Genomic DNA, 19,314 nt, shown 5'->3' with positions numbered 1-19,314 from the left:
TTAGCGTGACACTAACGCTTCTATTATACCCTAAATCATGAGCATGTCAAAATGATTAGGAACTGATCCCTAAAATTTCCTTGATCTCTTCAATGCTCATGTTGCCTCGGCTTTCGTCACCATCTAGAACCGTTGTGACAAGGTTGCGCTTGGATTCTTGCAGTTCTAAGATTTTCTCTTCTATAGTTCCTCTAGTAATCAATCGGAAGACCTCAACATTTTGCTGTTGACCGATCCTATGAGCTCGGCTGATCGCCTGCATCTCAACCGCAGGATTCCACCAGAGGTCGATGAGTATGACCGTGTCTGCCCCGGTAAGATTCAAGCCTACACCTCCTGCTTTTAGAGAAATCAGGAAAACGTCCTTGCTCCCATTATTGTAAGCTTTGGTCATTTCCTGACGTGCCTTGGATGGTGTCGAACCTGTAATCTTATAGGTTCCCAACCCTAGTTCTTCAGATAGATTTTCAGCAATATCTAGCATATTTCTAAACTGTGAAAAGATCAAGGTTCTATTGCCGCTCTCTTTGATCTGAAGTAGGAGCTGTCTTAGACTATCAATTTTACCACTCTCACCTTTATAATTCATAAAAAGAGCTGGTGTATCACAGATTTGGCGCAGTCGAGTAATACCAGCTAAAATTTGAATCTTCTGGCTGTTTAACTCACTATCGCTCGCCTGTTGAATATCGGCTTGCATCTGACGTAGCTGGGCCAGATAAATAGCTTTTTGCTGGTCATCTAATTCATTGTAATAAGTCGTCTCAATAAGATCTGGCAGCTCAGGAAGAACTTCTTCTTTGCGACGACGTAAAATAAAGGGAGTGATCAGCTTGGCGACTTCCTTTGGTTCAAGCTTGAGAAAAGCTTTTTTATTAGGAAGAAGTCCTGGAAGTACAATTTGGAAAATGGACCATATTTCCAGTAGCTTATTTTCGATGGGGGTTCCAGAAAGGGCAATGCAGTTACCTACTTCAAATTCCCGTAGATTTTGAGCAATCTTGGTTTGGGTGTTTTTCATCACCTGGGCTTCGTCCATGATCAAATAATCATAATGACTGGCTTTATAGGTCTCAAAATCCTGCCTAAAGGAGGCATAACTGGTGATAGTGACTTGATGCCCTTGATTAATATCTGCCAGACGATCGTCCTTAGGACCATAGGCCACAGCGACATCTATCTGCGGAGCAAACTTAGTAAATTCATCTTTCCAGTTATAAATCAAGCTAGAGGGAGCTAAGACGAGAACTCTTGATTGCCCTGTCAGACGTGAACTCAAAAAAGCAATGGTTTGAAGGGTTTTTCCCAGTCCCATATCATCAGCTAAAATACCACCGAAGCCATAATGATCCAACATAGACATCCATTTAATCCCTGTCAGTTGGTAATCCCTCAATTCTGCTTGGACGCTGACTCCACTGATGTCAAAATCTTGGGGGTGGGTCAAGTCATGGGCTAATTGCTTGAAATCTTCCGAAAAATCGACACGACTGAATGATTCAAGGGTATCAGTTAATTGAAAAGCCGACAAGGTTGATAAGGATAGATGCCCTCTACCTGCTGCTTTAGCTCTAAGATCTTTTAGGGATTTGCTGATGCGTTTGGTTTCATCATCAAAAACAACTAAGCGTCCTTTAGCATTGATAAAATAAGGTTGATTTTGTGTCAGAGCGTTCATAGCCTGGTCGATATCTCCCTCTTCCAAACTAGAGAAATCAAAGGAGACATCCAATAAACCTGCACTAGTCGTTACAGAGACTTGTGGCGTCTCTGTCAAGTAGAGATCTTCTAGGCGCTGACTCAGCTCAACATCCCCAAATTTTGACAGACGTGGAATGGTTTGGGTGAAAAATTGATAGAGCTCTATTCCTTCCAGAGGCTGACGGCGAGCATTAAAATAGCCAGTAAAACCTTGGCTTTCTATAAGGCGTCTAATTTGTTCCTCGTGCTTAAAATTACTTGCAAAAGGCAGATTGGATAAGGTAGACTTATCTGATACCTGAATGCCGTTATAATCATAGGTTAGCCTGAGAAGAACGTCACCATTATCGGATAGGTCTAACTGAAATAGTGGCTTAAAATCACGAATTTGAAAGGTTTTAGGTGCTTGGACTAAACCAATTTCTGAGAAATCTAGGAGACTGGCAGCCAGCTTGGCTTGATCCTCTAAACCCAGGTAAACATGCTTATTAAGATCCGCCTCGATAACCAAGGTTTTTAGTGCCTTTACTAGCTTGATCTGCTTATGGTTGAGATGGTAAAAGGTGTTGCGGTGGAGCAGGTAGGTTTGCTCAAAGAAATCCTGATGAAATTTCTCAACAATAATTAACTCAATCGATTGCTGATGAACCTCTACTTTAAAGGTGTAAAGGCCATCTTCACCTTCCAGCTCCTTAAATTGTAGAGATTTATACTCTTGCTGGTTGATGTTGACCTGAAAGTCATAGAGTGACTGCAAGAGGTGGACGCCCTCCTCAAAGAAGCCTGCAGGAAGAGCAAGGTATCTGGCCTTACTAGGAAGGAGATAGTCTAAACGACTGATCTCTTCGTCAGGAATCAAACGATTCAAAAAATCAAGAACCTCTCGACTTGCTTCATCAAAATTCAAATAAGACAACGATTCAAAGTAATTTTTTCCAATTTGGTAATGATCTTCTTGGTCAATGATTTTTAAAAAACTTTTGATGTCTCTGATAACATAACGTCTATTATCAGGAAGACGATTGATATAGAATGTCCACCAGATGGTTGCGTGATAATCATCTTGTTCGCCCACTACTGATAGGCGATATTTCAGGCTGTCGTCATCATTGATTGATAGACCATCTAAAAAGAGGTTCCCAAAGGAAAAGAGATTTTCTTGATGCTTTTGGTATTGATCCTCACTATTGAATTTTTCTAAGATCTCTTGGCCTTCAGGACTCGTTTTCAAATAATGCTCTACAGCTGCAATGTGCTGGCAATAATTCTTCTCCCTAAAGAGATCACAGCTACAGTCCATCTGGTCATCATCGAAGTCAAAGGTTAAGGTTAAGCCATCTACTTGGGCTTTAATAATTTTATCTACTGTTGATAAAATGGTCACCTTTCCCGCTTGAGATAAGGCATTTCCTTCGTTGCGTATCCGACCAGGAATCAATCGTACCATATCACATTTCCAATCTACTTTTAAGATAACTTATCCCTTGATTATACCAAATCTATACGGAGTTCACACAAAAATAGTGTCTTTTGGGGCTTTATGTTATACTACGACTAAGGTATTATCCTTTTTGCTTATCAAGGAGAACAGATTATGGCAATCACTATACGCCTTGCTCAAGAAAGCGATGCTCAGGATCTTTTAGCAATTTACAATTTTTATGTGCAAAATACTGCTATTACTTTCGATTATCATTCACCTGACCTAGATATATTTCGGCTCAACATCGCTAATATTTCTAAAACTTATCCTTATTTGGTCGCCCAAGAGGGGAATCATATTTTGGGCTATGCCTACGCTTCTGCCTTTCACCGCCGTCCTGCCTACCAATGGTTAGCAGAGGTTACGATCTATCTGGCGCCAAATGCAAGGGGAAGGGGAACAGGTAAACGTCTCTACCAAGCTATCGAAGAGGCTTTACAAGAACAGGGAATCCTAAAGAGCATGGCTTGTATTGCAACGACAACTGAGGAAGACCCTTATCTCAACAATACCAGTTTGGCCTTTCATGAACATTTGGGCTACAAAATTGTCGGGAGCTTTAATCAGTCTGGATACAAGTTTGGACGTTGGTATGACATGAAATGGCTAGAAAAAAGCCTAGCCTCACTACCTGATAAGCCACTGCCTATTATCCCCTTTGTTCAAACACCCAGCTATAATTGTTATCAGAGCAAGGAAGCAGAAATCGATAATGAAAAAAATTGATTACTCAGTAACCTGCCTATCTAGCCGTTAGGCATTGAGATTGCAGCGACAGGGATTAGTTGGAGATTGAGCCTAAGCAGTAAGAGAATAAGGAAATTTAGGATCATGCTTTTTTCGCACGACTTACTCATATCCTTTTTTAATGTGATCAATCAGCTCTACTAGCTTGTAGAGATTTCGCTCCTCAATATGGTAGGTTGCTTGCTGTTGAACAATCGGTTTAGCACAAAAAGCAATCCCGATCCCTGCTGCTTGGATCATGGGGAGATCGTTAGCGCCGTCTCCCATTGCAATCGTTTGGGAGAGGGACAGATGATTCTTGTCCGCCCATTCCTTAAGTTTTTGCAGTTTGACCTCTTTCGTGACGATTGTGCCCTGAGTACGACCGGTCAGCCTCCCTTGGACAACTTCTAGACTATTGGCCTCAACATAATCAATGTCCAGTTCCTTGGCTAAACGATCAACCGTCTCATGAAACCCTCCAGAAACCAGACCAATTTTATAACCACGTTCATGCATTTCCTCAATCAAAGCTTTAGCGCCAGGTGTTAAATGGATCTGGGTATAAACCTTATCTAGAATAGTTTGTGGCAGCCCTTTCAGGCAAGCAACACGCTCTGCTAGAGCTTGCTTAAAATCCAACTCGCCTTGCATGGCACGCGCAGTAATGTGAGCTACCTGATCTGCTAGCCCTGCTTCATGACCTAATAAATCAATGACCTCTTCTTCTATTAGAGTGGAGTCCACATCCATAACTAAGAGTCCTTTAACTGTTGTCATTATTGTCTCCTTTATCTGCTCGACTATTTCTTTTACTATAGCAAACGAGGGCTTTTCCATCAAGGAAGCCCCGACTTTTTCTCCTTATCATTCGTAAAAAAGGGTCAGATGCCTTTGTTAGGCTTCTGACCCTTTTTACTAAAATATAATGAATATCCTTCTCTTACAAAACTACTTGCGTTTGCGTGCGATAAGGTGGATCGGTGTCCCCTCAAATTCGAAAGATTCTCGGATTTGGTTTTCTAAAAAGCGCAAATAAGAAAAGTGCATGAGTTCTTCTTCATTGACAAAGATCACAAAAGTCGGTGGCTTGACAGCTACCTGAGTAGCATAAAAAATCTTAAGACGACGACCCTTGTCTGTCGGTGTTGGATTGATGGCTACGGCATCCATGATCACATCATTGAGGACTGCAGATGGAATGCGAGTATTTTGACTTTGACTAATGCGCTTAATGAGCTCTGGTAGTTTGTTCAAGCGCTGCTTGGTCTTAGCCGAAACAAAAACGATTGGGGCATAGGAAAGAAACTGAAAATTATCTCTGATATCAGCCTCCCACTGACTAACAGTGTGGCTGTCTTTTTCAAGGGTGTCCCATTTATTGACGACAAGGATAATTCCTTTCCCAGCTTCATGCGCAAAACCTGCAATTCGCTTATCGTACTCACGGATGCCCTCTTGTGCATTAATCACAACAAGGACGATATCTGAGCGATCAATAGCTCGCATGGAGCGCATGACAGAGTATTTTTCAGTATTTTCATAAACCTTACCAGACTTGCGCATGCCCGCTGTATCAATCATGGTGTACTCTTGGCCTTGGCTATCCACGAAATCTGTATCGATGGCATCACGGGTAGTACCAGCAACAGGACTGGCGATGACCCGCTCTTCGCCTAGCATAGCATTGATAATACTGGATTTTCCTACATTAGGGCGTCCAATCAGGCTAAAACGTATGATATCAGGGTTTTCCTCTTCCTCTTCGGTTGGAAGATTGTTGACAATAGCATCTAAAATATCACCGGTGCCAATACCATGCGTGGAAGATACCGGATAGGGATCCCCAAGTCCTAATGAGTAGAAATCATAAATGTCACTGCGCATCTCTGGATTATCTACTTTATTGACTGCTAATATCACAGGTTTGTGCGTGCGGTAGAGGATCTTTGCGACATACTCATCTGCATCCGTCACGCCTTCTTTACCAGAGACCACAAAGACAATAACGTCGGCCTCTGTCATAGCGATATTAGCCTGGTGCTTAATCTGCTCCATAAAAGGAGCATCTACATCATCAATTCCTCCTGTATCAATCAGGCTGAACTGGCGATTGAGCCACTCAGCCTTGGTATAGATCCGGTCACGTGTGACACCTTCAACATCCTCGACAATAGAGATACGCTCACCGGCAATACGGTTAAAGAGGGTCGATTTTCCAACATTAGGACGCCCTACAATAGCAACTGTTGGTAAAGCCATTTGCTTTCCTTTCTGAATCTATCTGTACTTTGTATTTAGCGACGGTTTTCTCCTTGGAGATGGACTGGTTTTGCTAGATAGCGTATCCGCTCCATCACACGCTTGCTCTGCCAACTTTCGTCTGTTCCACGGATATTTCCCATCTTAGCCTCTAGATCGTCAAAGCTGTAATTTGACGTAAAGAAGGTTGGTAATTCTTCAAGCATACGATGTTGCAAGATAACCTGCAAGACCTCATCACGTACCCAAGATGTCGTCTGTTCCGCTCCAATATCATCTAATATAAGGACTGGTACAGACTTAACAGCATCAATTTCATCTTTGACACTGCCACTAGTGATAGCATTTTTGATATCAATCACAAAGCTAGGGTAATGAAGCAGCGTCGTTTGAGCCTGTTTTTTCTCCGATAGCTCGTGAGCCATAGCTGCTAGCATGAAGGATTTACCAATTCCCATATCACCATAGAGGTAGAGTCCCTTTTGTTGGGGATCAGGATAATTGGCTACAAATTCTACTAAGTCTTTTAGTACTTGGGCACGACTTCCAGTCCAATCCACTTCTTCAAAAGTAATTGTTTTATAGGATTTAGGCAGACTGACAACCTGGATACGATCTGCAATAGCTTTTTGAGTTTGTGCTTCCTTTAAGGCCTTGGTCTCACGATAAGAGACATCCGCATAACCCTCGTTCATGACAAGGATAGGCTCATAGCCTTTAGCACTGTAGGATTGATCTGCAGTCTGATACTTAAAGCGCTCACCTAGATATTGGTTAAACTTCGGTAAGCTGCGCTTGATTTGCTCTTGGGACATCTGATGTTCTGCGATAAAGGCTGCAATAACAGGATCCGTCATAATCTGATTGGTCAGTTCATTAAGATCAATACGACCACTCATTTGTTCGGCTATAGTTTTTCCTACAGGTTCCATCTAGTCATCCCCCTTTCCTAATTTGGCTAACATCTGACGCTTCATATCGTCCAGTCTTTTCTGCTCTTCTGGTGTGGTCTCTTCCTTGAAATCTGGATTGCTCCACTCAGGAACACTGCTGCCCTTCTTTTGAGGTTTTTGCTTACTAGCACTAGCAGAGGACTGAGACTGATTCTCTCTCATCTTAAGGATAGCTGATTGGGCCGTTTTGATCTTTTGATACAAAAAGTCATTGGCCAACTTCATGATATAGCGACGATTGAGATTGGCTGATTTGGTTTTATTAAAAGTGTAGAGAACCATGATATTGATCACTTCATCTAAAAAGCTCATTTCAGCTAATTCCGCTAAAATTTTCCGCTCATCACTGGTCACCACCATGGCTTGCCGGCCTTGTTTTATCTTGGCTAAGAAATGATCAGCCGATGTTGTTTGGGCTTCCTTTAGAACGATTTGTTCCTGCTGAGTCAAATCTGATAGCGCCGCTTCTTGAGGCTGCTCAATCTTGGCCAGGATACGTTTTGGCATGATTTTATGCCGACTGGCTGTATCTTTGGCTAGCTGATAAAGCTCAAACCAGGTTAACTTAAAGCGTTCAGATAGGTTATACAGTGCAATAACATCCTGCTTTTCTTGGTTAAAGCTGAGGCCGTCTGCCAGCATGCGCTGCTTGAAACTCTCCAGATCAAAATCATTTTTCATGCGTGTGGGCTGGAGGTCAATATCTCCCTTGTCAGAGAAGACTTCTGAGAATTTCTTAGAAAGATCCTGAAGGTCTCTTTGAGCTAAGTCTTCGGGAAGAAGCTCTGAAGCAGCTAGATCCCCAATATGGCTAGCCAACAATCTGCGGTAGACAGCATGGGATAGAAATTGATCAGTATCCAAGGGCTCCTTGAGCTTAATAAGGTAGTGGTCTAAATCCTTATACAAGGTCACCAAATCCATCCCAGTCAAAATAGCCAGAGCTTTCTCAAAACGCGGCAGATCAAAAAGAGTATGATTTAAAATATCTGAAATTTTATGGCGTCTCTTGCCATCATCATAAAAACTAGTCAGATACTGATAGACTATCACTGCATCACTCCCCACAATAGGCAGGTAGAGACGAATCAAGTTGGTCATATCTCGGCTGACTTGATTATTCTTTAAAAAAGAAAAATCATCAATCGGTTTCATGCTTATCCTTTATTTTTATTGCGGCTACGAACACGACTGGTAATCTCTTGTAGGAGATCCTCAATCTCATCGACATCCTTGAAACTACGATAGACGCTGGCAAAGCGTACGTAAGTGATTTCGTCAAGATCCGCCAATTCATCCATCACTAAGTTTCCGACGACCTCACTGGATACCTCGCTGTCATATGCACTGCGGATCTTTTGCTCAATTCGGCTGATAACTTTTTCGATATCATCACTTGAGACCGGGCGCTTTTGGGCACTTTGGATGATGCCATTGAGAATCTTATCTCTGGAAAATTGCTCTCTGGTACCATCTTTTTTGACCACTAGGAGTGGCATCTCCTCAATACGCTCAAACGTTGTGAAGCGAGCACCACAGTTATCGCACTCACGACGTCGTCGAATTGTTTGACCATCATCTGCCTGACGACTGTCTATAACACTGGATTTATTATGATTACATTTGGGACAACGCATACAATCCCCATCCTATCTTCTTTTCTGGTAGCTTATTGTACCATAATTTAGGGTATAAAAAAAGCTGGACACTCAGGTCAAGCTCGTATTGAAGGACTTTTTCATCCTTTTATGACATACCCTCTACTGCGAACCGTTTGGATATAGGATTCCTCTCCTGGAATGTCGATCTTTCCACGAATATAGCGAATGTAAACATCGACAACATTGGTTTCAACGGTGCCCTCACTTTGGCCCCACACGATATCCAATAGTTCTTCACGTCCCATAACAGTATTACGGTTTTTTAGCAGGGTGGATAAGAGGGTATACTCACGGTTGGTCAAGGGAATCGATTCTCCTCGACGAATAACGGCACGGTTGGATTCATCTAGAATCAAATCACGATAGGAGGAGACAGCATGCGATTGTTGGGGGACCCTTTGGGATAAAAGTTCCTCAACAAGGGCTAATACCTCTTCGACAGTAAATGGCTTAACTAAGAGCCCATCAGACAGAGATTCTACCTGCTTGGGCAGACTAGATAAGCCTTCTCTGTCTACCAAGATCACGATGGCTATCCTTCGCTCTTTTTTTAGCTGATTAAGCTGTCCAAAAGTTTGATCATCCAAGAGATTGTGATCAATAAAGATCAGTTCAACACCCTTGTTAAAAGCTGTCGTTAGCCCATCTTGGCTAGCCTGACTCGTTTTTACTTGGTAGCCCTTTTCTTGTAGCTTCAGCGATACTAAACGAGAGACTGGCCTCTCGTTTTCAATCATAAGGATTCTCTTAGCCATCGTCAACCTCCATTTCATAATCTCCTAATCTATGGTTAAAAGCGGAAATGTCTAATGATAACACTTCCACACCATTTATAAATCCTAAACCTATTCATCATCGAACAAGCCATCCAAACTTGCAAAAGGATTGCTTGCTGCCTTTTTCTCTTCCTGAAGGGATTGGTACTGCGATTCGGTCAATACTGTCCAATCCTGTCCGGAAGGGAGCGTATCACTTGCAGCTTCCTCATCTGTTAATACCTTGAGAGGGATATTCAAAAGAATATTATCCATAACGCTCTCAGCTAAATCAATCTCATCTGACTCTAGTATTAAGACCAGATCATCATCGACTAATTCTTGCTTGGAGGCGACATCTGAACCTTCAATAAACACTTCTGATACAAAAAAGGACATCGCTAACTCTACTGGTGTCATAGAGCGGCTTGACGGGAGAGTCAGTGTATAGGAGAGGTCATAGTTTAGCAAGAAAAGGCCGTCATCATAATTGACCAATCCCTTAGCTACTACATCTCTCACTGCCGAGATGTCCGAATTTCGCCTTTTCAACTCCTCTTCGATAGCAAGCTGTTCATCGAAGTGAATCCCATCTGGGTTCTTTTTTAATTCCGTCGTATAAAACATGTCTTCTCCTTAACAATCAAGTAATCCCTGTATTTTAAATCTGGGTTGATTGGATCCAGCGCTATTGCCCTTTAATATAACAGAAATAGTTTGCAATTTCTTTACATGTCAGCAAGTTTCTCTAAATCGACATACTGCTGTAAAGATTATGATTTTTGCAGGCGGGCAATTCTGTCTTCTATCGGTGGGTGAGTAAAGAATAATGCCTGCATCCCTCTTTTTTTCTTAGGGTCACTGATATAGAGAGCAGCACTAGCATCATCAACTTGATGGCTCATGGGCTGGGATTGGTCTAATTTGCGCAAGGCATTGATCAAGCCTTGGGGATTTCTGGTCAATTCAACTGAACTGGCATCTGCCAAGTATTCACGCTGGCGGGAAATCGCCAACTGAACTAAACTGGCTGCTAGAGGGGCTAAAATCAGCGCTACTAATGAAAAGACCAGCATCAAGGCACCGAGGCTACCGCTATTGTTATTATTGTCGTTAGAGCGACGAGAGGTGCCACCACCCCACCAAAGCATACGCGTTCCAATACTTGAGATCAGGGTAATCGCACTGGCTAGCGCCACTGCGATGGTTGAAATCCTGATATCATAATTGCGAATATGGCTGATTTCATGACCGATCACTCCCTCCAACTCCTCACGATTCAAGGCTGCCAGAATACCTGTCGTTGCAGCAACGGCAGCATTATCTGGTGATGAGCCTGTCGCAAAGGCGTTTAAAGATGGATCCTGGATAACAAATACTCTGGGCATGGGGACTTGTGCAACGAGCGCCATATCCTCTACGATATGATAATAATCTGGGTAATCCTTGGGACTAATCTCTCTGGCACCATTCATGGACATGACCACATTGGTAGATTGAAAAATCATAGAAGCCGCATAGATCAAGCCGATCACAAAAGCAATTATGGCACCGCCATAGCTGGAGCCTAGCCAGAGATAACCCGCTGCTGCACCAATCAGGCTCAATAGACTAAAAAATAGGAGCAGCAATAGATAAGTGCGGCGTTTATTTGAGGCGATTTGTTGATAGAGCATAGGCTAGACCTCAATTAAAATCAACTTTTGGCACAGCTTTTTCTTCCTCGGCTGTTTCAAGAAATTGTGAGGGTTTAAAGTTAAAGAGTTTCCCAATGATACTGCTAGGGAAGGTTTCCAACTTGGTATTGTAATTAGCGGTTGTTGAATTAAACAGCTGACGTGAGTAAGAAATCTTATTTTCTGTGTTGGCTAGCTCTTCTTGAAGAGAGACAAAGCTCGTGTTAGCTTTTAGATCTGGATAGTTTTCTGCCACTGCAAAGATGCCAGAAACTTGTCTTGTCAGGGCATCACTGGCCTGCATGGCTTCTGCTGGTGTTTGAGCCTTAGCTACCTGGGTGCGCAATTCAGAAATCTGAGTGAGGGTCTTTTCTTCATAAGCTGTGTAGCCCTTCACTGTTTCAATAAGATTGGGAATCAGGTCATTACGACGCTTGAGTTGAACATCAATTTGACTCCAAGATTCTTTGGTCTGCATGCGCAGACGTACTAAGCCATTGTAACTAATGACAGCAAAAATAACGAGAACAATAAGAATGATTAAAATAATCCATGGTATCATGTGTTTTCCTCCATAAGGGTAATTATAGTTGTTTCCCTATTCCTCTCATTATACCATGCTAAGTAGTAATATAAAGTTTTTTAGTGCTATTTATCCCTTTCTTACCGCTAGTATCATCTAGGGTTAGAAAGATATCATGTCTTTTAAAAAAATGATAGAATAAGAGAGATCGATCACGATATAAGAAAGGTAAAATTATGACTCCCCAAGAATTCTATCAGCGTCTAGCTGAGGATGGCTTTGATATTACCGACCATCAAAAAGAGCAGTTTAACCGCTATTTTCACCTACTCATTGAGTGGAATGAAAAGATCAACCTCACTGCCATTACTGATGAGGAAGAGGTCTATCTCAAGCATTTCTATGATTCACTAGCACCGGTGCTTCAAGGACGTATCAGCAATTCTTCCATTAAGTTATTAGATATAGGAGCTGGTGCCGGCTTTCCCAGTCTGCCTATGAAAATTCTTTGTCCAGAGATTGAAGTGACCATTATCGACTCGCTCAACAAGCGTATCACCTTCCTTAAGGCATTAGCTGAGGAATTGGACTTATCAGGTGTCCACTTCTACCATGGACGCGCTGAGGACTTCGGGCAAGACAAAATCTTCCGTGCTCAGTATGACTTGGTTACTGCTCGCGCTGTTGCTCGCTTGCAGGTTCTACTTGAGTTGACCATTCCCTTTCTCAAGGTCAAGGGGCAGTTAATCGCTCTCAAGGCGGCAGCTGCTGATGAAGAAGTCAGCCAGTCTAAGACAGCTCTTTCAGCCTTATTTAGCCAAGTACTTGACAATAGCACTTATCAACTGCCAAACGGGGACAAGCGTACTATCACGGTGGTTGAAAAGAAAAAGGAAACTCCCAATAAATACCCACGCCGTGCTGGTATGCCTAATAAAAAACCACTCTAAGGAGCCAGGTCATGACTAAGTTTTTCAGACATCTTTCTATCGTTCAGATGATTAGTTTGAGTTTTCTGGCTGTCATTCTAATCGGTAGTCTTCTTTTGTCCTTGCCAATCATGCATTATGACCAAGCTCCTAGTACTAGTTATTTAGATCATCTCTTTAATACGGTCTCTATGGTCTGTGTCACGGGCTTATCTGTCTTTGCTGTCGGAGAAGTCTACAATGGACTTGGTCAGCTCCTAGTCATGCTACTGATGCAGATCGGTGGACTTGGTCTGGTGAGTTTGATTGCAGTGGGTTACTATAGTATCAACCTCAAGCTCTCGCTTAGAGATCAGGAGCTCCTCCAATCCTCTATAGGTAATAACTCAAATGCTGATCTGAAGGAGCATCTCTTTCGAATTTATAAAATCACTTTTAGCTTAGAAGCCTTGGTAGCTTTGACACTAATGGTTGATTTTATTCCACGCTTTGGTCTAGGAAACGGGATCTTCAACAGCCTCTTTTTAGCCATCTCTGCCTTTTGTAATGCTGGCTTTGATAACCTAGGCAACAGCAGTCTCATCAATTATAAGCTCAACTGGGTCATCAATCTAGCAGTTGCTTTTGCTATCTTTGCTGGAGGTTTTGGCTTTCAGAATTGGATGGCCTTGATCGACTTGACAAAAGGCTATCTCTCTCAAAAACCTCGTCAGCTTAAAGTAGCTCTGAGAAAGCTAAGCGTCCAGACCCGCCTGGTCTTAGCCATGACAGCTGTAATTCTCCTAGGAGGAAGTCTTTTGGCTTGGGTACTCGAAAGGGATAATCCAGCAACTATAGCTAATCTCAAGGGGAGCCAGCAAGTCTTGGTCAGCTTCTTTCAGACTGTAACCATGCGGACAGCTGGCTTTGCTACGATTGACTACACGCAAGCTGGACATTCTTCCAATGTTCTCTTTATGATTCAAATGCTGATCGGTGGAGCTCCCGGCGGTACGGCTGGAGGGATAAAGCTGATTGTCACAGCTATCGTCTTTTTAGTGATTCGGGCAGAATTTTTGGGACAGAGCAAGGTCAGTGTTTATCATCGAACCCTCTCAACCCAGCTCATCAAGCAGGCTATGACTATCTTGGTTGCTTTCTTGGGGGTTTTACTAAGTGCCTATGTTGTCCTGTTAGAGCTGGAGCCTGATCTCTCACCCTTTCGCTTACTCTTTGAAGTCTGCAGTGCCTTAGCTACTGTGGGAGTCTCTATGGATATTACTAGTCATCTCTCAGCAGGGGGACGTTGGGTTATCATGGCCTTGATGTTTATTGGACGTGTCGGTCCGATCACTGTTCTTCTCAGCTTACGTCAAAAGACTATGACAACCATTAACTACGCTAAAACAGATCTCACATTAGGATAAGGAGGACGCTATGTCACAACACATCATCGGAGTCTTAGGTCTAGGTATCTTTGGCTCCACTGCTGCTGAAAAATTAGCGGCATCTGGTCAAGAAGTCATCGCTATTGATAACAATCCTGAGCATGTCGAACCTTTAGCTGATAAGGTTAGTAAGGCTATTATCGGCGATATCACTGATCTTGATACCCTCAAGAATGCAGGTATTGCAGAGTGCCAGAAGGTCATTATCGCTACAGGTAATCATTTGGAAAGTTCAGTATTAGCTCTTATGCACTGTAAAAAATTGCAGGTTCCTTATATTGTTGCCAAAGCTAAAAGTAGTACTTTTGAGGAGGTTCTGCATGAAATAGGGGCAGATCAGGTCATCTCACCTGAACGAGAAACAGGCCTGCGTTTAGCCGCTAATCTGATGCGTGAGCATATCCAAAATATCTTTTATATAGAGGATGGTTTACGCCTGCTAGAGTTCACACTGCCCCAATCCTGGAAGAATCATTCTCTTAGCCAGCTCAATCTTCGCCAAAAATACGATCTCAATGTCATCGGTTATCGCCTCAATCCCAAGGGGGATTTGCAAACAGATCTATCACCTGATACTACTTTTACAGATCAGGCTATTCTGATTGCTGTCACTGGTTCTGATACCTTTGAAAAATATGATGCTCTGAAACGTATCAAATAAAATTGACCATATAAATAAGGCTGAGAACTTTTGTCTCAGCCTCTTTTTTATAGTTTAAGCAGCTTTTTTCTTCCAAGAAGAGTATTCAGCCACTGCTGTAAAGTAAACATCTGTTGACGAATTAAGGGCTGTTTCACACGAGTCTTGGATAACACCAACGATAAAACCAGCTCCCACAACTTGCATGGCTGTATCATTATCAATCCCAAATAAGCTACAGGCTACTGGGATTAAGAGCAAGGATCCCCCAGCCACTCCAGAAGCACCACAGGCTGAAATTGCTGCGACAACGCTGAGAAGAAGGGCTGTCAGAAAGTCAACATGGATACCAAGGGTGGTTGTAGCAGCCAGTGTCAAGATATTGATAGTGATAGCTGCACCCGCCATATTAACTGTAGATCCTAGCGGAATAGACACTGAATAGGTATCTGGGTCTAGGCCTAGGTCCTCACAGAGCTTCATATTTACAGGAATGTTAGCTGCGGATGAGCGTGTGAAAAAGGCTGTAATCCCAGACTCACGCAGGCAGCGCAGAACCAAAGGATAGGGATTTCGTCCCATCATGACAAATCCAATTAAAGGATTGACTACCAAGGCTACAAAGATCATAGTACCAACCAGGACTAGGATCAAAACGCCGTACTTGGAGAGGATTCCGACACCATTTTCAGCGATGGCCTTAAAAACTAAACCGAGGATACCAAAGGGGGCTAAGTTAATGATCCACCGCACCACCTGACTGGTTGTTTCAGCCATGGTATTGAGCAAATCCTTGGTGTGCTCACTGGCTGTACGCATGGCAAATCCAAAGACAACAGCCCAAACTAAAACACCGATATAGTTTGCTTGGGCAATGGCATTGATTGGATTGTCTACCATATTTAAAAGAAGGGACTGAAAAACAGAGCCAATGCCCTTAGGCGACTGAGCTACGTCGGAGGCAGCTTTCGCTGCCTGCTCTGAAAGAGGGATAGTGATAGGAAAGATATAATGGGAAACAACGGCGCTCAAGGCCGCTGCAAAGGTCCCAAATAGGTAGAGTAAGACAATAGTCAGCATATTGGACTTTTGACCCTCGCGTGTTTGCGATAAAGCATTGGCCACGAGGGCAAACACTAAGAGCGGTGCTACCGCTTTAAGTCCACCTACAAATAGCTCACCTAAAAGTCCAATAATCGTAGCCTTACGGGCAACAATCCCTAGAATAGCACCTAGCAGGACACCGATAGCGATGCGCTTGAGCAGACTGGTACGATTCCAGACTGTAAAGATATGTTTCATCAGAAGATCTCCTTATTTATCGAATGCCTATTATCAGAAAGTTTTCACTATAGACCCTCTAATCATAATATAATTCTAGTAGCAGGTCAATCTCATTTTCATAAGAAAAGGCCTAATGGCCTTTCTAGCGAGACTAACGGTGGCTGATCTTTCGTGAAAGCCAGTCACCAGAAAATTGGATAATGATGATAATCAATAAAATCAGCAGGGTCGCTACTAAAGTGACATCCGTTTGGTTATACTGATCCCCAATATTGATAGCCATATCTCCTAAACCACCAGCACCAATGGCTCCTGCCATGGCTGTCTCACCAACAACTGAGATCAGTGTCACGGTAGAAACACGAACCAGCTCTGGTAGTCCCTCGCTTAAGTAGACCTTGATAATGTCCCAGAGGTTGGCTCCACTCGCTTGAGAGGCTTCGATGACGCCTGAGTCTAACTCAGAAAAGATCACCTGTACCTGACGAGCAAAGAATGGGAAAGTCGCAAAAGATAGGGGAACAATCGCTGCAGTAGCTTCGATGGTGGAGCCCACCAGTACCTTAGTGAAACCACCTAAAACTGCTACTAAAATAATAAAGGGGATAGCCCTAAAGATCGAAACGAACTTGTCCAAAATCCAGTAGATAGGACGGTTAGCAATCACACCACGAGGACCCATCAAGACTAAAAATAACCCTGCGATCAGACCGGCTGTCGCACCGATGAGAAAGCCCCAAAAAGTCATATAGAGGGTTGCCTTAATAGCATCCCACCAACCATCAGTTAAGCCACCTGTCCAGCCAATATCATAGACATTTGGCAAATATGTTTTAATCCAATCCATCATGCACGATCTCCTTTCAGAATGGCAACACTAACGTTTGATTTTTCAATCTCCTTGAGTGCTTCTGAGACCTGCTGGCCAGACAGCACGACGATCATCTCACCCACAGGCGTATTGTCTAAGATTTCAATATTGGCATAGAGAATGTTGGCTGTGACCTGAAATTCTCTGTAAATGGTATTAAGCAAGGGTTCATCCGTTGAGGCACCTGCATAGCGTAAGCGCACTAGATAGTCTCCTGCAGCCAGATTTTCAACAGCTTCTTGCTGGTTAATCTTGTCCAGTGCTTCATCAATACCGGTTGCTGTCTTGATAAAGTCTTGAGTTAGCTCTTCTTTTGGATTAGCAAAGATATCTAAAACACTGCCTTCCTCGATCAGGTGACCATTTTGCATAACGGCTACACGGTTGCAGATATCCTTGACAATCTGCATTTCATGAGTGATCATGACGACCGTCAAACCGAGTTTTTTATTGAGATCCTTTAGCAAGGCCAGAATTTGCTTAGTCGTTTTAGGGTCCAAGGCAGAGGTCGATTCATCTGAAATCAAAATTTTAGGGTCATTAGCTAGGGCACGTGCAATGGCTACCCGCTGTTTTTGCCCCCCTGAAAGCTGGGCAGGGTAATTTTCTGAGCGATCTTCTAACCCAACTAAGTGTAAGAGATCCTCGACTTTTTTAGCCTTTTCTTCCTTACTCAAATGGGAATGCTTGAGGGCAAAAGCGACATTGTCTCGTACATTTTTTTGAGACATGAGATTGAAATGTTGAAAGATCATACCAATATCCTGACGCTTTTGGCGCAAAGCAGTCCCTTTAAAGGAAACTTCCTGCTGATCAAAGAGAACATCTCCTGCTACTGTCACTTTTCCAGCAGTTGGAATCTGCAAGAGGTTGATGACTCGAACTAAGGTCGATTTCCCAGCACCAGAATAGCCGACAATACCATAGATATCCCCTTGATTAATCTCAACTGAGACATCTTTGACGGCTTCTATGATACGTTTTTTCTGGTGGAAGGTGATATCAATATGCTCTAAGGATATAATGGGTTTATTCATAAGATTTTATTAACTCCTTAATCAATTCTATGTGGGTATAGTAATCCGCAATGGAGACATTCTCATCTCCCCCATGGTCACGGCTGTTGGGATTGCCAAGACCAAACTCAGCCATGGGAATACCAAGTGCTCGGTGCATCTTGTGCATGGGACCAGTACCTGCAGAGGTCGGTAAGATAGAGATACCAGCTTGATAAAATTGCTTGGCCAGCTCTGTTACACGAATAATAGCATCGGCGGACATATCTGAGCGGTGACTTTCCTCACCCAGGGTATAGATCACTTTGACACGATCAAATCCTTTATCTCTGAGATGGGCTTTGATACATCCTAGGACATAATCCGGTGTCAAGCCGGGCACCAGACGCATCTCCATCTTGGCACTAGCCTGAGAGGGTAAAATTGTCTTGACCCCTTGACCTTGATATCCTGATTGGATCCCTTCGATGGATAAGGCTGGCTCAAAATAGTAGGTCTTTAGAAAATCACGTCTTTCTGACTTAAGGGTAGGGAGGCGCAGCCCATATAATTTATGGAGATGCTCCCCATTTTCAATGGCATAGGTCTCCACTAGATCCAGCTCTCGCTGAGTCGGGGGAATGACCTTGTCGTAGATCCCATCAATTAAGATGCGACCTGATTGGTCACGCATACTTTGAAGGGCATTGATCAAATACCAAGGAGCTGATTCAATCACGGCACCAAATTTAGAATGAATATCTACTTCTGCACTCTCAACACTGAGATCAAAAGTCACAATTCCTTTATTGCCCCCTGAAATTTCAAACTGGCCTAAGCTATTTTTTATTCCCTGCTCCCATACCAAAAGATCGGCTGGTATAAGTTCATTGCGATACTTCTCTAAATACTTATCCAGATCCGTAGAGGCTGACTCTTCTGCTCCCTCAATGATAAAGGTGATGTTAACCGGCAGCTCTCCCTCCTCACGGAGGTACTTGCGTACGGCTGTCAGACGAGCCGTAATATGTCCTTTGTCGTCATCAACACCCCGCCCATACATATAACCATCTCGAATGCTCAAGGTAAAGGGATCGTGGGTCCAGGGCTGGTCGCTATCAGCCGGAACTGTATCATAATGATTGTAGAAAATAATAGTCGGCGCCTCTGTTCTTGGACTCTTGAATTTGGCCATAACAAAGGGAGCTGTATAGGACTCATCGATGGTCACTTGGGCACCAACACTGGAAAAAATCTCTCCTAGATAAGCTGCCACCTCTGCTAAACCAATCTGCTGAGCAAAAATAGATTTTTTGGCAATCAAGGTCCGCAGGACTTCAAAATAATGCTGGGCAATATCGTCATTTCTAAATTTTTCAATCTGCTCATCTGGACTGGAAACTGTCATGCTTTCTCCTCATAAAACAC

At 43.1% G+C, this 19,314-nt stretch carries 18 protein-coding genes; 4 read left to right on the top strand and 14 right to left on the bottom strand.

The window, feature by feature from the left end; translation table 11 throughout:
- Nucleotides 1-55: 55 nt before the first annotated feature.
- Nucleotides 56-3,148 (bottom strand): pilus expression-regulating Snf2 family helicase, encoded by a 3,093-nt coding sequence (locus AC4HAJ_RS03805; RefSeq protein WP_491078834.1) that lies wholly within the window; start codon nt 3,146-3,148, stop codon nt 56-58.
- 147 nt (nt 3,149-3,295) lie between these two features.
- On the opposite strand from AC4HAJ_RS03805, the gene AC4HAJ_RS03800 reads away from it, so the two are divergent.
- Nucleotides 3,296-3,910 carry a GNAT family N-acetyltransferase gene (locus AC4HAJ_RS03800; RefSeq protein ID WP_491078833.1) on the top strand — a complete coding sequence of 205 codons (615 nt, stop codon included), beginning with the start codon at nt 3,296-3,298 and terminating at the stop codon, nt 3,908-3,910.
- Nucleotides 3,911-4,033: 123 nt separating this feature from the next.
- Here the strand turns inward: AC4HAJ_RS03800 and serB are convergent, their stop codons facing one another.
- The 9 genes from serB to AC4HAJ_RS03755 form a co-directional block, all read right to left on the bottom strand.
- The gene (gene serB / locus AC4HAJ_RS03795) at nt 4,034-4,690 is read right to left on the bottom strand and encodes a phosphoserine phosphatase SerB (RefSeq protein WP_491078832.1); all 657 of its coding nucleotides are present in this window, start codon (nt 4,688-4,690) and stop codon (nt 4,034-4,036) included.
- A gap of 171 nt (nt 4,691-4,861) precedes the next feature.
- Nucleotides 4,862-6,172, bottom strand: a complete 1,311-nt coding sequence (der, locus tag AC4HAJ_RS03790; protein WP_491078831.1) for a ribosome biogenesis GTPase Der — start codon at nt 6,170-6,172, stop codon at nt 4,862-4,864.
- A gap of 35 nt (nt 6,173-6,207) precedes the next feature.
- The gene (dnaI, locus tag AC4HAJ_RS03785) at nt 6,208-7,104 is read right to left on the bottom strand and encodes a primosomal protein DnaI (RefSeq protein ID WP_491078830.1); all 897 of its coding nucleotides are present in this window, start codon (nt 7,102-7,104) and stop codon (nt 6,208-6,210) included.
- On the bottom strand, nt 7,105-8,280 hold the full coding sequence (locus AC4HAJ_RS03780) for a DnaD domain protein (protein WP_491078829.1): 1,176 nt from the start codon (nt 8,278-8,280) through the stop codon (nt 7,105-7,107).
- A 2-nt stretch (nt 8,281-8,282) separates the two neighbouring features.
- The gene (nrdR, locus tag AC4HAJ_RS03775) at nt 8,283-8,762 is read right to left on the bottom strand and encodes a transcriptional regulator NrdR (RefSeq protein WP_491078828.1); all 480 of its coding nucleotides are present in this window, start codon (nt 8,760-8,762) and stop codon (nt 8,283-8,285) included.
- 101 nt (nt 8,763-8,863) lie between these two features.
- Nucleotides 8,864-9,541 carry a response regulator transcription factor gene (locus AC4HAJ_RS03770; protein ID WP_491078827.1) on the bottom strand — a complete coding sequence of 226 codons (678 nt, stop codon included), beginning with the start codon at nt 9,539-9,541 and terminating at the stop codon, nt 8,864-8,866.
- A 90-nt stretch (nt 9,542-9,631) separates the two neighbouring features.
- Nucleotides 9,632-10,168, bottom strand: a complete 537-nt coding sequence (locus tag AC4HAJ_RS03765; protein WP_491078826.1) for a YceD family protein — start codon at nt 10,166-10,168, stop codon at nt 9,632-9,634.
- Nucleotides 10,169-10,314: 146 nt separating this feature from the next.
- Nucleotides 10,315-11,217, bottom strand: a complete 903-nt coding sequence (gene htpX / locus AC4HAJ_RS03760) for a zinc metalloprotease HtpX (protein WP_491078825.1) — start codon at nt 11,215-11,217, stop codon at nt 10,315-10,317.
- Nucleotides 11,218-11,227: 10 nt separating this feature from the next.
- On the bottom strand, nt 11,228-11,779 hold the full coding sequence (locus tag AC4HAJ_RS03755; RefSeq protein WP_491078824.1) for a LemA family protein: 552 nt from the start codon (nt 11,777-11,779) through the stop codon (nt 11,228-11,230).
- Between the two features lie 197 nt (nt 11,780-11,976).
- Between AC4HAJ_RS03755 and rsmG the strand changes: the two genes are divergently transcribed.
- The 3 genes from rsmG to AC4HAJ_RS03740 are packed head-to-tail and all read left to right on the top strand — an operon-like array spanning nt 11,977 to nt 14,757.
- Entirely contained in the window at nt 11,977-12,690 is a 714-nt protein-coding gene (gene rsmG, locus AC4HAJ_RS03750; protein WP_491078823.1) for a 16S rRNA (guanine(527)-N(7))-methyltransferase RsmG, read from the top strand.
- Nucleotides 12,691-12,701: 11 nt separating this feature from the next.
- Entirely contained in the window at nt 12,702-14,075 is a 1,374-nt protein-coding gene (locus AC4HAJ_RS03745; RefSeq protein WP_491078822.1) for a TrkH family potassium uptake protein, read from the top strand.
- Nucleotides 14,076-14,085: 10 nt separating this feature from the next.
- On the top strand, nt 14,086-14,757 hold the full coding sequence (locus AC4HAJ_RS03740; protein WP_491078821.1) for a potassium channel family protein: 672 nt from the start codon (nt 14,086-14,088) through the stop codon (nt 14,755-14,757).
- 54 nt (nt 14,758-14,811) lie between these two features.
- On the opposite strand, the gene sstT is transcribed toward AC4HAJ_RS03740, so the two are convergent.
- The 4 genes from sstT to AC4HAJ_RS03720 all read right to left on the bottom strand — a co-directional run bounded on the left by sstT (nt 14,812) and on the right by AC4HAJ_RS03720 (nt 19,294).
- On the bottom strand, nt 14,812-16,038 hold the full coding sequence (gene sstT / locus AC4HAJ_RS03735; RefSeq protein WP_491078820.1) for a serine/threonine transporter SstT: 1,227 nt from the start codon (nt 16,036-16,038) through the stop codon (nt 14,812-14,814).
- A 133-nt stretch (nt 16,039-16,171) separates the two neighbouring features.
- Entirely contained in the window at nt 16,172-16,870 is a 699-nt protein-coding gene (locus AC4HAJ_RS03730) for a methionine ABC transporter permease (RefSeq protein ID WP_491078819.1), read from the bottom strand.
- Nucleotides 16,867-17,928: a methionine ABC transporter ATP-binding protein gene (locus AC4HAJ_RS03725; RefSeq protein ID WP_491078818.1), complete on the bottom strand. Its 1,062-nt coding sequence runs from the start codon at nt 17,926-17,928 to the stop codon at nt 16,867-16,869. Before AC4HAJ_RS03725 ends, AC4HAJ_RS03730 begins: the two co-directional genes overlap by 4 nt.
- Complete coding sequence (locus AC4HAJ_RS03720; RefSeq protein ID WP_491078817.1) at nt 17,921-19,294, bottom strand: M20/M25/M40 family metallo-hydrolase; 1,374 nt, start codon at nt 19,292-19,294, stop codon at nt 17,921-17,923. The genes AC4HAJ_RS03725 and AC4HAJ_RS03720 overlap by 8 nt, the downstream gene beginning before the upstream one ends.
- Nucleotides 19,295-19,314: the final 20 nt, after the last annotated feature.

This window comes from Streptococcus sp. ALY_211 (assembly GCF_058314555.1).
The sequence above is the reverse complement of the archived record's forward strand: the minus strand, read 5'-3'. Positions and strand labels throughout refer to the sequence as shown.

What these genes read in the sequence shown, in the direction of transcription:
- AC4HAJ_RS03805 (WP_491078834.1), bottom strand. Translation starts at nt 3,148, where the DNA reads ATGGTACGATTGATTCCTGGTCGGATACGCAACGAAGGAAATGCCTTA.
- AC4HAJ_RS03800 (WP_491078833.1), top strand. Translation starts at nt 3,296, where the DNA reads ATGGCAATCACTATACGCCTTGCTCAAGAAAGCGATGCTCAGGATCTT.
- serB (WP_491078832.1), bottom strand. Translation starts at nt 4,690, where the DNA reads ATGACAACAGTTAAAGGACTCTTAGTTATGGATGTGGACTCCACTCTA.
- der (WP_491078831.1), bottom strand. Translation starts at nt 6,172, where the DNA reads ATGGCTTTACCAACAGTTGCTATTGTAGGGCGTCCTAATGTTGGAAAA.
- dnaI (WP_491078830.1), bottom strand. Translation starts at nt 7,104, where the DNA reads ATGGAACCTGTAGGAAAAACTATAGCCGAACAAATGAGTGGTCGTATT.
- AC4HAJ_RS03780 (WP_491078829.1), bottom strand. Translation starts at nt 8,280, where the DNA reads ATGAAACCGATTGATGATTTTTCTTTTTTAAAGAATAATCAAGTCAGC.
- nrdR (WP_491078828.1), bottom strand. Translation starts at nt 8,762, where the DNA reads ATGCGTTGTCCCAAATGTAATCATAATAAATCCAGTGTTATAGACAGT.
- AC4HAJ_RS03770 (WP_491078827.1), bottom strand. Translation starts at nt 9,541, where the DNA reads ATGGCTAAGAGAATCCTTATGATTGAAAACGAGAGGCCAGTCTCTCGT.
- AC4HAJ_RS03765 (WP_491078826.1), bottom strand. Translation starts at nt 10,168, where the DNA reads ATGTTTTATACGACGGAATTAAAAAAGAACCCAGATGGGATTCACTTC.
- htpX (WP_491078825.1), bottom strand. Translation starts at nt 11,217, where the DNA reads ATGCTCTATCAACAAATCGCCTCAAATAAACGCCGCACTTATCTATTG.
- AC4HAJ_RS03755 (WP_491078824.1), bottom strand. Translation starts at nt 11,779, where the DNA reads ATGATACCATGGATTATTTTAATCATTCTTATTGTTCTCGTTATTTTT.
- rsmG (WP_491078823.1), top strand. Translation starts at nt 11,977, where the DNA reads ATGACTCCCCAAGAATTCTATCAGCGTCTAGCTGAGGATGGCTTTGAT.
- AC4HAJ_RS03745 (WP_491078822.1), top strand. Translation starts at nt 12,702, where the DNA reads ATGACTAAGTTTTTCAGACATCTTTCTATCGTTCAGATGATTAGTTTG.
- AC4HAJ_RS03740 (WP_491078821.1), top strand. Translation starts at nt 14,086, where the DNA reads ATGTCACAACACATCATCGGAGTCTTAGGTCTAGGTATCTTTGGCTCC.
- sstT (WP_491078820.1), bottom strand. Translation starts at nt 16,038, where the DNA reads ATGAAACATATCTTTACAGTCTGGAATCGTACCAGTCTGCTCAAGCGC.
- AC4HAJ_RS03730 (WP_491078819.1), bottom strand. Translation starts at nt 16,870, where the DNA reads ATGATGGATTGGATTAAAACATATTTGCCAAATGTCTATGATATTGGC.
- AC4HAJ_RS03725 (WP_491078818.1), bottom strand. Translation starts at nt 17,928, where the DNA reads ATGAATAAACCCATTATATCCTTAGAGCATATTGATATCACCTTCCAC.
- AC4HAJ_RS03720 (WP_491078817.1), bottom strand. Translation starts at nt 19,294, where the DNA reads ATGACAGTTTCCAGTCCAGATGAGCAGATTGAAAAATTTAGAAATGAC.